Source organism: Ruegeria sp. AD9 (genome assembly GCF_056542305.1).
The window spans coordinates 172,981-185,599 of the sequence record NZ_JBQFZP010000004.1 but is presented as its reverse complement, the minus strand read 5'-3'; the positions used below and the strand labels follow the sequence as shown (position 1 = coordinate 185,599).

Here is a 12,619-nt window from a genome sequence, read left to right as displayed (position 1 = left end):
GGCCTATACCTGCCCCTGAAGACGATCAAGAGGAGTCCGCGCCATGGCCAATCCAACCGCAGCAATGCTGGTGATCGGGGATGAAATCCTGTCGGGCCGCACCCGCGATGCAAACATGCATTATCTGGCGCAGGAGCTGGCAAAACACGGCATTGATCTGAAAGAGGTTCGCATCGTCAGCGATGACGCCCCCGCCATCGAAGCGGCGGTCAAAGCGCTGTCTGACAGCCACGACACCGTCTTTACCAGCGGCGGCATTGGCCCGACCCATGACGATATCACCGCCGATTGCATTGCGCGCGCCTTCGACACCCCGATTGACGTTCGCGACGACGCGCGCGCGCTGTTGCAGGCGCATTACGACAAGTCCGGGCTGGAACTGAACGCCGCCCGCCTGCGCATGGCGCGTATCCCGGATGGCGCGACATTGATCGACAATCCGGTCTCGACGGCGCCGGGTTTCACCCTGAAGAACGTGCATGTGATGGCCGGGGTGCCGCTGGTGTTTCAGGCTATGGTCGCCAGCGTCCTGCCCACGCTGACCGGTGGCAGCCCCTTGTTGTCGCAAACCCTGCGCGTGGACCGGGGCGAAGGCGATATCGCCGCAAACCTGTCTGCGCTGGCCGAGGATTTCAGCGATCTGTCCATCGGTTGCTATCCGTTTCAGATCAACGGGGCCTTTGGGGCCAACGTGGTGGTGCGCGGCACCGATGGCAGCCGGATTGACGCGGCCATGACCCGTCTGGCGAAAGAGCTTGCGCTTTGAGCGGCGACTGGGCTGACATCGTCGACGGCACATGGCCTGCCGCGCGGTATCGCAGGCTGGGGCCGTTTCAGCTGCGCGAAGGGCAGGGCGGTGGCTCGCGTGTTTCTGCGGCCAATGCACTGGCCCCGGCCAGCGATGCCGATATCGACGCGGCCGAGGCCGCGATGCAGGCCATGGGGCAGAAATCCATCTTCTGCCTGCGTCCGGGGGGTGAGGCGCTGGATGCAAAGCTGGCGCAACGGGGATATGACATCCTTGATCCGGTCAACATCTATACGTGCCCCGTCTCTCGCCTCACCGATCAACCGATCCCTCCGGTCATGGTGTTTTCGGTCTGGGAGCCGCTTGAAATCATGCGCGAAATCTGGGCGGCCGGTGGGATCGGGCCCGAACGTCTGACGGTGATGGAGCGCGCGAAGGGTCCCAAAACCGGTTTGCTTCTGCGCCACAACGACAAGCCCAGCGGTGCAGCCTTCGTAGCGATGCACGATGATGTCGCGATGCTTCATGCGCTTGAAATCCTGCCCGCGCACCGCCGTCAGGGGCTGGGTCAGTGGACCATGCGCGCCGCGGCGATTTGGGCAGGTGACAACGGCGCACAAAGCCTCAGTGTGATCTGCACCAAGGCCAATGAAGGTGCCAATGGTCTCTATCGCGCCCTCGGGATGGAGATCGCCAGCGAATACCATTACCGTCACCTTGTCTGAGCAAAAGGGGTCGCCATGACACAGAAAGACATGCCCACCGCGCTGAACCTGCCCATGGTCGATCCGCTGCCGCCGGAAACGCAGAAATATTTCGATATCTGTGTCGAAAAGCTGGGCATGGTGCCGAATGTGCTAAAGGCGAACGCCTTCGACATCGACAAGCTGAACACGTTCACGGCTATGTATAACGATCTGATGCTGGCCGACAGCGGCCTGTCCAAGCTGGAGCGCGAGATGATTGCCGTGGTCGTTTCGTCGATCAACAAGTGCTTCTACTGTCTGGTCGCGCATGGTGCCGCGGTGCGGCAGCTTTCGGGCAACCCGCAACTGGGTGAGATGCTGGTGATGAATTACCGTGTTGCACCGATCGAGCCCCGGCAGCGCGCGATGCTGGACTTTGCCGCCAAAATGACAACCGCCAGCGCCGAGATCGAAGAACCCGACCGCCAGAAACTGCGCGATGCAGGCTTTACCGACCGCGATATCTGGGACATTGCCAATGTTGCCGGGTTCTTCAACATGTCCAACCGGGTGGCCAGCGCCACGGCAATGGTGCCCAACCCCGAGTATCACGCGCAGTTTCGATGATCCGGTCAGCCGCCCTCATTGCCACGCTTTTTGCGGGGCCGGTTCTGGCGCAGGACCTGACCCTGCCAGCCAGCGCCCGCCAGATCAGCGACCGCACCTCGCCGTTGGACAGCTATGACCTGCCAACGGGGCCTTTTGCGAATGGCGCGGTGCCTGCTGACACCCTCGAAGGCCGGGTTGAACGCTACACGTGGCGGCTTCAGGCGGGCTCCAGCACAACCCTCCAGCTACTGGCCCCGCTGCGCGACCAGATCGAGGCTCAGGGCTACAAGATTCTGTTCGAATGTGATGCCCGCGCCTGTGGCGGGTTCGACTTCCGCTTTGGCACCGAAGTGGTACCGACCCCGGACATGTACGTCGCCATTCAGGATTACCGTTTCCTGTCGGCCACCAAGGGGTCTGTTGCCCTCAGCCTGCTGGTCAGCCGCAACCCCCCGGACGGGTATGTCCAGATGATCCGCGTCACGCCCCAGAATGCACCGGACCCTGTTCCGGTCGTGATCGAACAGGCTGTCGAGGGGTCGGGCGGGCTGCTCGAAGCACTGGCAACATCGGGTCACGTGATACTGGACGATCTGCATTTCCCAACCGGTGAGGTTGCGCTGGACGAGGGGACTTATGCCTCTCTGACCCTGCTGGCCGGATATCTGGCCGAAAACCCCAAGATGCGCCTGGCGCTGGTGGGGCACACCGATGACACCGGCGCGTTGCAGGCCAATATTGCGGTCAGCAAAAGTCGGGCCGAGTCCGTCCGCACCCGTCTGATTGATGCGCATGGCGTGGCCGCCGACCGGATCGAGGCACAGGGCGTCGGCTATCTGTCCCCGCTCACATCGAACGCAACCCCCGAAGGGCGAGAGCTGAACCGCCGGGTCGAGGCGGTCTTGCTCGTCAACTGACCCACCACAGGTACAGCGGCAATCCGACTGTGATGTTGAACGGAAAGGACACACCCAGCGACAGGGTCAGATAAATCCCGGCCTCGGCCTTTGGCAGTGCGATTTTCATGGCGGCCGGAACCGCGATATAAGACGCCGAGGCCGACAGCACCATGAACAGGAACAGGCTGCCTTGCGGCAATCCGATTACCGCACCGACGGCCCAGGCCATCAGCGCGCCGATCAAGGGCATCAATACGCCAAAGGCGAACAGGCCAACCGACAGTTTGTCGCGATTGCTGATCAGGCTACGCCCCGCCGAAAGCCCCATATCCAGCAGAAACAGGCACAGGATGCCGGTGAAAGGCGTGACGATGAAAGGCGCGATCATCTGCATGCCTTCACCCCCGGTTATGGCCCCGATCAGGAACGCCCCGGTCAGCAGCACAATTGATCCATTGGCCAGCAGATCACGCCACAGCTTGTCATCCTTGACGCCATTTCCGCCGGTCTTGTGCGCCAGCCACAGCGCCGACAGAATGGCCGGCACCTCCATCGCTGCCGCCACCGCCACCATGAACCCGTCATGGGCAAGACCCACCAGATCCAGCAGGCTGGTGGCGGTGACAAAGGTGACAATCGAAATCGACCCGTAATGCCCCGCAACTGCCGCTGCGTTCAACGCATCCAGCCGTGTCATCATCCTCAGCAGGGCAAAGGCCACGAAGGGGATGGTAAAGGACAGGGCCACTCCGCCCAGCAGGGTCAGGAACAGTTGCAAATGGATGCCGTGCGCGGCCAGGCTGGCACCGCCTTTGAACCCGATGGCCAACAGCAGGTAAAGCGACATGAACTTGGCCGCGCCGGCCGGGATAGATAAATCGCTGCGCACAAAAGCGGCCAAAAGCCCTAGGGCAAAAAACAAAATGGTGGGCACCAGCAGGTTGCTGGACAGCGTCTCGATCACTCCGGGCATGCTTGACTCCTGATCCCTCGTTTCAGGGCTAGGTGCCTTGCAAAATTGATTTCGCCAAATACTATCTTTTTAAGTTTAACATAGTTTCAGGCTATGAAATGCGTCCAACCTTGCGCCAATTGGAATACATCGTCACGGTCAGCCGCCTCGGGCGGTTCAGTTTGGCCGCCGAGGTGCTGAATGTCAGCCAACCCAGCCTGTCAGCGCAAATTGCAACCGTAGAACAAGAGCTTGGCGTTCGGATCTTTGACCGCAACCGCGGCGGAATTCAGGTGACGACAAAGGGGGAAGAGTTCATCTCGCGCGCGCAAAAGATCCTTGCCGAGGTCAAGGACCTGCGCCACGCCATGACCAACGATATGCCTGTCGGAGGAAGGTTGCGACTGGGCGTTTTGCCTTCGATCGGGCCGTACCTGCTGCCGCAAGCCATCAAAGAGGTGCACCGCCTGCGCCCGGGGTTGCGCATTGTCGTGCGCGAGGAAAACACCCGCGATCTGGAACAGGGTCTGAAATCCGGTCGGTTTGATCTGATCCTGTCAACGCCCGAAGATCACCCCAATACCGTGCAGCACCGTTTGTTCAACGAACCCCTCTGGGTCGCGGTGGCCGTTGACGACGTTCTGGCGCAGGACCCACAAGGCGTCAGTGCCGCCGACTTGCAGAACCGGCTGTTCCTGACCCTTGACCAAAGTCACCGCCTGTCGCGCATCGTCTATGCGCTGGCAGCGGAATGCGGCGGTGTGGTTTCGGATGAATATGAAGGCACAACGCTTGATTCCATTGTCCTGATGGCGGCCTCGGGGGTCGGGGTTGCGGTTCTGCCGGATCTGTTTGCCCGCAGACAGGGCATTTACCGCGACGAAGTGCGGCTGCGCCCGCTGTCCATTCCCAATGCCAATCGCGATATCGCATTGCTGGCGCGCAATGCCGAAACGCCGCCGCCGGGTCAGAACGTGTTGATGGAAAGCCTGCGCTCTTCCGCGCGATCCATCGGCCTGACGGTGATCGGTTCATAAAAAAAGGCCCGCACTTTGACATGCGGGCCTAAGGTTGGTCTTCAGGGAGAAACTACCAATCCATCGGGCTTTTGTCTTCGAATGCATCGACCAGAAAATCGATGAAGGCCCGTACTTTGGGTTGTGTGAAGCGGCCGGGCGGATAAACGGCGTAAATGCCCTGTACCTCGTCCGGCAGGGACGGCATGGCATCGACAACCCGCCCCGACTTCAACGCTTCGGCATAAAGATAGCTGGGCAGATACGCGATCCCCAGCCCCGAAATGGCCGCGTTCAGCAGCGACTGTCCGTCATTCACGCTCAGCCAGCCCGCGGTGCGCACCTGACGCTTTTCACCGGACGGTGCGGTCAGCTTCCAGACATTGCCTGACGACTGGCTGGAATAGTGCAGCAGCTTGTGTTCGTTCAGATCGTCGATCTTCTGCGGGCGCCCGAACCGTTCGATATAGCTGGGCGCGGCAACCATGCGTTTGACCGTTTCGGTCAGCTTGCGGGCGCGCAACGTGCTGTCTTCCAGCTCTCCGATGCGCACGGCCACGTCAAATCCTTCGGAAATCAGTTCGACATAGCGGTTGTTCAGAACCATGTTCACGGTGATGTCGGGGTAGACGGCCAGGAAATCGGACAGGACCGGCGACAGGTGATTGACGCCGAAATCCGTGGCAACGCTGATGCGCAGCAGACCGGACGGTGCCGATTGCATCGATGTGACCAGCGAATCCGCTTCACCCGCATCATTCAGAACGCGACGCGCGCGGTCATAATAGGCCAGGCCTATTTCCGTCGGCGACACCCGGCGCGTGGTGCGGTTCAGCAGCCGGGCTCCCAGACGCGCTTCGAGGCTCGAGACGTGTTTGGACACGGCCGATTTGGAGATGCCCATCTTCTTGGCCGCATCGGTGAAGCCACCCTGGTCCACCACATTGGCGAAGGCTTCCATTTCGGTCAGTCGGTCCATTCTCGTTCCCCAGATCTTGATTTCCAACCCGACTATCGCTCTGAATCTGGGCGGAATCGGGGCATACATGGGATAATATCAGGGATATGAATCGGATCGTTTGCGTATCAGAAACGCAGAAACAGTGGTTTCCAAACCGGCCCCGAACCCTGCGATACTGCATTTTCCGCGCAATCCTTCGTTTCTGTTCATCTTAGAATGGCATTTTTGTGACCACACAAGGGGTCAGGAAATCCGTTTTCTCCGTCTCCGTCCTTGTTGGTCTTTTGGCCGGGGGCGCGGAACCCCGAAAACCCTTTGCAACGCCATGTTTCACCACCCCGTCCGACGGCAACACCCGGCCGTAACCCCTGTTCCCTGACCGATCGGTATTTACATCTTTGCGGATGTTCGCGACCCTGCGCGCATTTGCAGGGGGTTTGAATGTCACTGGAATTCTTCATCACTTCCATGATCGTCGTGCTGCTGCCGGGCACCGGTGTCATCTACACACTGGCCGTTGGCCTGGGCCGCGGTTTCCGGGCCAGCGTTGCCGCCGCGGTCGGATGCACAGTGGGAATCGTTCCCGCTGCCGTGGCCAGTATCGTCGGGCTTGCCGCATTGCTGCACACCAGTGCCGTGGCGTTTCAGCTCGTGAAATACCTGGGTGTCATTTACCTTTTCTACACGGCGTGGGGCATCCTCAGGAGTGGCGGCGCCTTGGATGTCACCGCCGACAAGACCGCGAAAAGCAGTTTCAAGATTGCCGTCACCGGAACGCTCATCAACGTGCTGAACCCCAAGCTGTCGCTGTTCTTTCTGGCATTCTTGCCGCAGTTCTTGCCAGCCGACACGGCGAACGCAGGGGGTGCGCTGATCCAGCTGGCCCTGGCCTTTATGGGCATGACCTTTGTTGTCTTCGTCGGATACGGGGGCTGCGCCGCACTGGCCCGCGACTATGTGATCCGCCGTCCAACGGTGATGAAGTGGATCAGGCGGAGTTTTGCAACGGCCTTTGGCGCACTGGGTGCAAAACTCGCGCTGTCCGACTGGGAAACGTTAAACCCTGCGATCAGAATTCCGCTGCCAGCCGCGTGCCCTGATTGATCGCGCGCTTGGCGTCCAGTTCGGCGGCGACATCCGCACCCCCGATCACATGGGGGGTGATGCCCCGCTCGATCAGCGCGTCCGCCAGTGACCGTTCGGACACCTGACCGGCACACAGCACGATGGTGTCGGCCGCGATCACCGTCGGGTCCGCGCGCTCTTCGCCAAAGCTGACATGCAAGCCGTCATCGTCGATGCGCTCATAATTCACGCCACCCACGAAATTGACGTTCTTCATCTTCAGTGTTGCCCGGTGAATCCAGCCTGTGGTTTTGCCAAGACCTTTGCCGTGCGCCTGTTTCTTGCGCTGCAACAAGGTGACCTGACGCGCGGGGGCGCTGGGTTGCGGACCTTCGGGCGCTAACCCTGCGCGGTGTTCAGCCGGGTCCGTCACGCCCCATTCCTTCATCCACAGTGGCAGGTCGGTCGTGGCGCTGTGACCCTCTTCCAGCAGAAACTCGGACACATCAAAGCCGATGCCACCGGCCCCGATCACGGCAGCAGACTTGCCAACCTCGGCCTTGCCGCGCAGCACGTCGATGTAACTCAGCACGTTGTTCCGATCCTGCCCCGGTATCTGCGGATCACGCGGTCTTACGCCGGTGGCGATGACTACCTCGTCAAAGCCGGTCAGGTCATCTGCGCCAACCTCACGGTTCAGTTCCACCTTCACGCCCAGATCATCCATCATGGTGCGGTACCAGTCGACCAGTCCCCAGAATTCTTCTTTCCCCGGCACCTGCTTGGCCATGTTCAGCTGCCCGCCGACCTCATCAGCGCGGTCGAACAGGGTGACGTCGTGACCGCGCTGGGCCGCGATCATTGCGGTCGACAGACCGGCAGGGCCTGCCCCCACAATGGCAATGGATTTGCGCGTTTTGGCCGGTTCAATCACCAGTTCGGTCTCATGACAGGCGCGCGGGTTCACGAGGCATGAGGTCAGCTTGCCACTGAACGTGTGATCCAGACAGGCCTGATTGCAGGCAATGCAAGGCGCGATCTTTGCCGCCTGATCTGCCATCGCCTTGTTGACGAAATCTGCATCCGCCAGCATCGGGCGGGCCAGCGAGACCATGTCGGCGCAACCGGTCGAAAGAACCTCTTCGGCCACCTCGGGCGTGTTGATCCGGTTTGATGTGATCACCGGTATCCCCACCTTGCCCATCAGCTTCTTGGTCACCCAGGCAAAGGCCGCACGCGGCACGCTGGTGGCAATTGTGGGAATCCGCGCCTCGTGCCAGCCGATCCCGGTATTGATGATCGTGGCCCCGGCCTTTTCGATCTCCTGCGCCAGTTGAACCACCTCGTCATGGGTCGAGCCGTTGGGGACCAGATCGATCATCGACAGCCGGTAGATGATGATGAAATCGGTGCCCACCGCCTCACGCGTGCGGCGCACGACCTCTATCGGCAGACGCATCCGGTTCTCATAAGACCCGCCCCAGCGGTCGGTGCGTTTGTTCGTATGGGTCACAAGGAACTGGTTCAGGAAGTACCCCTCCGACCCCATGATCTCGACCCCGTCATAGCCCGCCTTTTGCGCCAGTACGGCGGCGTTGACGATATCGCTGATCTGCTTCTCGATGCCCTCTTCATCCAGCTCAGTGGGCGGGAACGGAGAGATCGGCGATTTCACCGGGCTGGGGGCCACGCATTTCGGCCCATAGGCATAGCGCCCCGCGTGCAGGATCTGCATCGCGATCTTGCCGCCCGCTTCATGTACGCGCTGCGTCACGATGGAATGGTGCGCCACGTCCTTGTCGCTCACCATCATCGAGGCCCCCGGCAGGACCGAGCCTTCAAGGTTCGGACCTATCCCGCCTGTCACCATCAAGGCCACGCCGCCCCGCGCCCGATCCGCATAGAACTCGGCCACCCGGTTCCAGTCGCCGGTCTCCTCGAGCCCCGTATGCATCGAGCCCATCAGCACGCGGTTTTTCAACGTGGTAAAGCCCAGATCCAGCGGGGCCAGCATATTCGGGTACGCAGTCATGGCGGAACTCTCCCTCCTGAATTTGCCCGCTAGATTGACGTTCGCGTCAACTTTGTCACGCGAAACCCCACGTCACCCTCTTTGCTGTGGCGCCGGTGATTGCTAGAGGTGGGCGGAACAACCTGATGAGGCCGCGCATGACCCCCGAAGAAATCGCCAAACTGCCCTATCGCCCCTGCGTCGGGCTGATGCTGATGAATGCCGAAGGCAAGATCTTCGTGGGACAGCGCAACGACCGCCACGCGGACGCCTGGCAAATGCCGCAGGGCGGTGTGGACAAGGGCGAAGACCCCCGCGTCGCGGCCCTGCGCGAGCTGTGGGAAGAAACCGGGGTCACGGCTGATCTGGTCGAAGTCATCGCCGAAACCGAGGGCTGGCTGCCCTATGACCTGCCCCATGACATCGTGCCCCACATCTGGAAAGGACGCTATCGCGGGCAGGAACAGAAATGGTTCCTGCTGCGCTTCACCGGCGCCGACGATCAGATCAACATCGAAACCGACCACCCGGAATTCACCCGCTGGAAATGGCAGGAGCCCGACCGGCTGATCGCCGAAATCGTGCCCTTCAAGCGCGATGTGTATGAGCGCGTGGTCGAGGCTTTTTCCGACTATCTAAACGAACTCTGATCGCTAGGGATGCTTTTCAGGTTGTTCCGCTAAGCGGGACGAAACGGACACGCAACAATACACAAACCTTCGCACTCCCATTGGAGCCACGTTCAAAACCAAGATGGGTAGCATTGCATCAGGTACTGAACGTCCAATTCACTTTGAAATGCTTCCGGGTGGCTTTGCATCATTTCTTGAATGAACTCCCGTCGTTGTCGTGCCGCTTCATGGTCATTCTCGCAGTACCGTGAAGGATCAGGGATACGTTCAAACAGTTTGTGCAACAATCTGAAAGGTTTCCAAGTATCGAGTTGTGGGGTGATGTGCAAAGTCATCGTTAGCCACCTTGGTTCATGGGTTCTCCATTCAGGTTATTGGCCAGCATCACCTTCTGGTATCGTGCTTGAATTTGTGCTGTTCTACATAAATGCAGAGCGAGAATTGGAACTGGTCCGATGTACGCGTTTTTCTGATGGTCGTCAGAGAGGGGTCGACGCTGGCCGCTTCTCGCAAACTCGGCATGGCCCAACCTACTGTGGCTAGGCGTATCGATGCATTGGAACATGCAGCCGGACTAGTTCTGTTCGAGCGTGACACCAGAGGCTTCAAACTCACGAAAAACGGACTCAATCTCGTCAAGAGCGCCGAGACGCTCGAAGCCGCAGCAAATATGTTTGCCAGACATGCAGGTGAATTGGCGGCAACAAAACCCATTCGCATCACTGCATATTCAGCGAACTTCTCGCCGCGAATGGTCGATATTGTCAATGAATTTTCAGCAAGTAACCCCGGCATAGCGTTTGAGTTCTTGCCTTCAGTGAGAGCTCTGGACCTGATGGCAGGTGAAGCAGATATAGCGCTACGATTGGTGCGGACTGAACCTGACCAAAATTTGATTTCAAGGAAGATTAGCGACGCGAAGTGGTCGCTGTTTGGTGGGAAAAGTTATGAGCAGGAATTTGGATTACCCACCTCATCTCAGGATTTGAAAGGCCACAGGTTCGTCACGTTCCAAAGAGGGGACGTCCCCAACGTTTTTCACCATTGGTTAGTTGAACGCATTGAGCCCCAGCAGATTGTGGCGACCTATAGCGAACTGGACTTAATGCATTCGGCGATCAGGGCGGGTCAAGGGTTGGGAATAAGCAACGTGAAGTTGCTTGAGCCGGACAAAACCCTCATCAGGTGCTTCGACGAGATCGAGGAGCTGTCAGCGCCACATTTGTTGTTGGTTTCACCAGATGCCTACCGACGACCTGAAGTTAGAGCCTTCGTCAAATATTTCGCACCTCGCTATGCGGTAATTTTTAAGGAACAAGCCACCTAAGGCTGAATGAAGCTGCAGCCGACAAGATTGCGAGTTCCCTTCTGAGATGAGAGTTGACGTAGTCCACCTTGGACTCAAAGCAACCCTTCTTCCCGCAACAATTCCAGCATATCCGCCTCGGGTCTCGGGCCGATATGGCTGATAACCTCGCGGGCACAGACGTTGCCGATCCTGGCACAGGTCTCGTAGTCGCGTCCGGTGGCCATTCCGTACAGGAACCCCGCAGCGAACTGGTCACCGGCACCTGTTGCATCTACAGGGACAATCTTCTTGACCGGCACGTCGATGCGTGAGCCTCCGTTCAGGACGGTCACCCCGTCACCCGATCGCGTGCAAACCACCAGCGGGCAAATCTCGGCGGTCTTGATCAGCGCCTCTTCCAGATCGTCGGTTTCAAACAGCGATTTGATTTCGGCCTCGTTGCCGATGACGAAATCCAGCTCATTCTCGATCAGCAGCAGGAAATCGACCCGGTGCCGTTCCACGCAGAACGGGTCGGAAATGGCGATCCCGGTCTTGCCGCCGCCCCTGTGGCAGGCGCGCGCGGCCTCAAGAAACGCGGCCTTTCCCTTTTCCTTGTCGAACAGATAGCCCTCAAGGAACATGATCTGGCTGCTTCCGGCGACCTCATCGGGCACGTCATGCGACGACAGTTCCGAGGAGATGCCCAGATAGGTGTTCATCGACCGTTCGCCATCGGGCGAGACAAAGATCATCGAGCGCGAGGTCGGCAATTCCCCGCCCGGAACAGGCGGGTTCACGAAATCGACGCCATCTTCGTTCATCGCATCCGCATAGAACCGGCCCAGCGCGTCGTCATGCACCCGCCCGATAAAGGCGGCATCCAACCCCAGCGCACCCGCGCCCGCAATCGTGTTGGCAACAGACCCGCCCGGCGTCTGTACCCGGCCCTCCATCGAGGCATACAGCAGCTCGCCGCGCTCCTGCTCGATCAGCTGCATGATGCCCTTTTCAATGCCCATCAGTTCCAGGAAACTGTCATCGGCCTGCGAGATCACGTCCACAACGGCATTTCCGATACCGGTCAGCTGGTAGGTTTTCATAATGTCTTGTCCTCGAATTGACAGAGATCACGGATGATGCAGGTCGGGCATTGCGGCTTGCGCGCCTTGCAATGGTACCGGCCATGCAGGATCAGCCAGTGATGCGCATGGAGTTGAAAATCGGCGGGGATGTTGTCTTCGATGGCGCGCTCGACCGCGTCCACGTCCTTGCCAGGGCAGATGCCGGTGCGGTTGCCGACGCGAAAGATATGCGTGTCCACAGCCTGCGCCGGCTGCCGCCACCACATGTTCAGCACAACGTTGGCGGTCTTGCGCCCGACACCCGGCAGCGATTGCAGCGCTGCACGGGAATTTGGGACTTCACCGCCATAGTCTTCGACCAGAATACGGCTCAGCTTGATGACGTTCTTGGCCTTCTGGCGGAACAGTCCGATGGTCTTGATATGCTCGATCAGGCCCTCCTCGCCCAGATCCAGCATCTTTTGCGGCGTATCGGCGATCTTGAACAATTTGCGCGTGGCCTTGTTGACCCCCGCATCGGTTGCCTGCGCCGACAGCGCCACGGCCACGACCAGCGTGTAGACATTCACATGCTCAAGCTCACCCTTGGGTTCGGGGTCGGCCTCCTGAAAGCGCGTAAAGATCTCGCGGATCGTATGATAGTCGAGTTGCTTTGCCATCCGGGCCT

13 protein-coding genes are annotated in these 12,619 nt (G+C 59.6%); 8 read left to right on the top strand and 5 right to left on the bottom strand.

Going from position 1 to position 12,619, the window contains the following annotated elements; translation table 11 throughout:
- The first annotated feature begins 43 nt into the window (after nt 1-43).
- The 4 genes from ACR0AM_RS08140 to ACR0AM_RS08125 are packed head-to-tail and all read left to right on the top strand — an operon-like array spanning nt 44 to nt 2,960.
- The gene (locus tag ACR0AM_RS08140; RefSeq protein WP_480474277.1) at nt 44-766 is read left to right on the top strand and encodes a competence/damage-inducible protein A; all 723 of its coding nucleotides are present in this window, start codon (nt 44-46) and stop codon (nt 764-766) included.
- Nucleotides 763-1,473 carry a GNAT family N-acetyltransferase gene (locus ACR0AM_RS08135; protein WP_480622602.1) on the top strand — a complete coding sequence of 237 codons (711 nt, stop codon included), beginning with the start codon at nt 763-765 and terminating at the stop codon, nt 1,471-1,473. Before ACR0AM_RS08140 ends, ACR0AM_RS08135 begins: the two co-directional genes overlap by 4 nt.
- 15 nt (nt 1,474-1,488) lie before the next feature.
- The gene (locus ACR0AM_RS08130; RefSeq protein WP_480474275.1) at nt 1,489-2,061 is read left to right on the top strand and encodes a peroxidase-related enzyme; all 573 of its coding nucleotides are present in this window, start codon (nt 1,489-1,491) and stop codon (nt 2,059-2,061) included.
- Nucleotides 2,058-2,960, top strand: a complete 903-nt coding sequence (locus ACR0AM_RS08125; protein WP_480474274.1) for an OmpA family protein — start codon at nt 2,058-2,060, stop codon at nt 2,958-2,960. Before ACR0AM_RS08130 ends, ACR0AM_RS08125 begins: the two co-directional genes overlap by 4 nt.
- On the opposite strand, the gene ACR0AM_RS08120 is transcribed toward ACR0AM_RS08125, so the two are convergent.
- Nucleotides 2,953-3,915, bottom strand: a complete 963-nt coding sequence (locus tag ACR0AM_RS08120) for a sodium-dependent bicarbonate transport family permease (RefSeq protein ID WP_480493955.1) — start codon at nt 3,913-3,915, stop codon at nt 2,953-2,955. The genes ACR0AM_RS08125 and ACR0AM_RS08120 overlap by 8 nt on opposite strands.
- 98 nt (nt 3,916-4,013) lie before the next feature.
- Between ACR0AM_RS08120 and ACR0AM_RS08115 the strand changes: the two genes are divergently transcribed.
- Nucleotides 4,014-4,931 carry a LysR family transcriptional regulator gene (locus tag ACR0AM_RS08115; RefSeq protein ID WP_267365933.1) on the top strand — a complete coding sequence of 306 codons (918 nt, stop codon included), beginning with the start codon at nt 4,014-4,016 and terminating at the stop codon, nt 4,929-4,931.
- A gap of 52 nt (nt 4,932-4,983) precedes the next feature.
- Here ACR0AM_RS08115 and ACR0AM_RS08110 read toward each other — a convergent pair whose 3' ends face one another.
- Entirely contained in the window at nt 4,984-5,889 is a 906-nt protein-coding gene (locus ACR0AM_RS08110; RefSeq protein WP_209505110.1) for a LysR family transcriptional regulator, read from the bottom strand.
- 423 nt (nt 5,890-6,312) lie between these two features.
- On the opposite strand from ACR0AM_RS08110, the gene ACR0AM_RS08105 reads away from it, so the two are divergent.
- On the top strand, nt 6,313-6,975 hold the full coding sequence (locus tag ACR0AM_RS08105; protein ID WP_480622601.1) for a LysE family translocator: 663 nt from the start codon (nt 6,313-6,315) through the stop codon (nt 6,973-6,975).
- On the opposite strand, the gene ACR0AM_RS08100 is transcribed toward ACR0AM_RS08105, so the two are convergent.
- Nucleotides 6,941-8,968 (bottom strand): FAD-dependent oxidoreductase, encoded by a 2,028-nt coding sequence (locus tag ACR0AM_RS08100; protein WP_480622600.1) that lies wholly within the window; start codon nt 8,966-8,968, stop codon nt 6,941-6,943. The genes ACR0AM_RS08105 and ACR0AM_RS08100 overlap by 35 nt on opposite strands.
- A 137-nt stretch (nt 8,969-9,105) precedes the next feature.
- Here ACR0AM_RS08100 and ACR0AM_RS08095 point away from each other — a divergent pair, with 137 nt between their 5' ends.
- Nucleotides 9,106-9,597, top strand: a complete 492-nt coding sequence (locus tag ACR0AM_RS08095) for an RNA pyrophosphohydrolase (RefSeq protein ID WP_480554394.1) — start codon at nt 9,106-9,108, stop codon at nt 9,595-9,597.
- A gap of 409 nt (nt 9,598-10,006) precedes the next feature.
- Entirely contained in the window at nt 10,007-10,906 is a 900-nt protein-coding gene (locus ACR0AM_RS08090; RefSeq protein ID WP_480605464.1) for a LysR family transcriptional regulator, read from the top strand.
- Between the two features lie 74 nt (nt 10,907-10,980).
- Here ACR0AM_RS08090 and ACR0AM_RS08085 read toward each other — a convergent pair whose 3' ends face one another.
- Entirely contained in the window at nt 10,981-11,970 is a 990-nt protein-coding gene (locus ACR0AM_RS08085; RefSeq protein ID WP_480517990.1) for an adenosine kinase, read from the bottom strand.
- The gene (nth, locus tag ACR0AM_RS08080; RefSeq protein ID WP_480622599.1) at nt 11,967-12,611 is read right to left on the bottom strand and encodes an endonuclease III; all 645 of its coding nucleotides are present in this window, start codon (nt 12,609-12,611) and stop codon (nt 11,967-11,969) included. The genes ACR0AM_RS08085 and nth overlap by 4 nt, the downstream gene beginning before the upstream one ends.
- Nucleotides 12,612-12,619 lie beyond the last annotated feature (8 nt).

Bases quoted from the DNA above. Each gene is read 5' to 3' on its own strand.
- ACR0AM_RS08085 (WP_480517990.1), bottom strand. From the start codon at position 11,970: ATGAAAACCTACCAGCTGACCGGTATCGGAAATGCCGTTGTGGACGTG.
- ACR0AM_RS08100 (WP_480622600.1), bottom strand. From the start codon at position 8,968: ATGACTGCGTACCCGAATATGCTGGCCCCGCTGGATCTGGGCTTTACC.
- ACR0AM_RS08090 (WP_480605464.1), top strand. From the start codon at position 10,007: ATGCAGAGCGAGAATTGGAACTGGTCCGATGTACGCGTTTTTCTGATG.
- ACR0AM_RS08115 (WP_267365933.1), top strand. From the start codon at position 4,014: ATGCGTCCAACCTTGCGCCAATTGGAATACATCGTCACGGTCAGCCGC.
- ACR0AM_RS08125 (WP_480474274.1), top strand. From the start codon at position 2,058: ATGATCCGGTCAGCCGCCCTCATTGCCACGCTTTTTGCGGGGCCGGTT.
- ACR0AM_RS08105 (WP_480622601.1), top strand. From the start codon at position 6,313: ATGTCACTGGAATTCTTCATCACTTCCATGATCGTCGTGCTGCTGCCG.
- ACR0AM_RS08140 (WP_480474277.1), top strand. From the start codon at position 44: ATGGCCAATCCAACCGCAGCAATGCTGGTGATCGGGGATGAAATCCTG.
- ACR0AM_RS08095 (WP_480554394.1), top strand. From the start codon at position 9,106: ATGACCCCCGAAGAAATCGCCAAACTGCCCTATCGCCCCTGCGTCGGG.
- nth (WP_480622599.1), bottom strand. From the start codon at position 12,611: ATGGCAAAGCAACTCGACTATCATACGATCCGCGAGATCTTTACGCGC.
- ACR0AM_RS08110 (WP_209505110.1), bottom strand. From the start codon at position 5,889: ATGGACCGACTGACCGAAATGGAAGCCTTCGCCAATGTGGTGGACCAG.
- ACR0AM_RS08130 (WP_480474275.1), top strand. From the start codon at position 1,489: ATGACACAGAAAGACATGCCCACCGCGCTGAACCTGCCCATGGTCGAT.
- ACR0AM_RS08120 (WP_480493955.1), bottom strand. From the start codon at position 3,915: ATGCCCGGAGTGATCGAGACGCTGTCCAGCAACCTGCTGGTGCCCACC.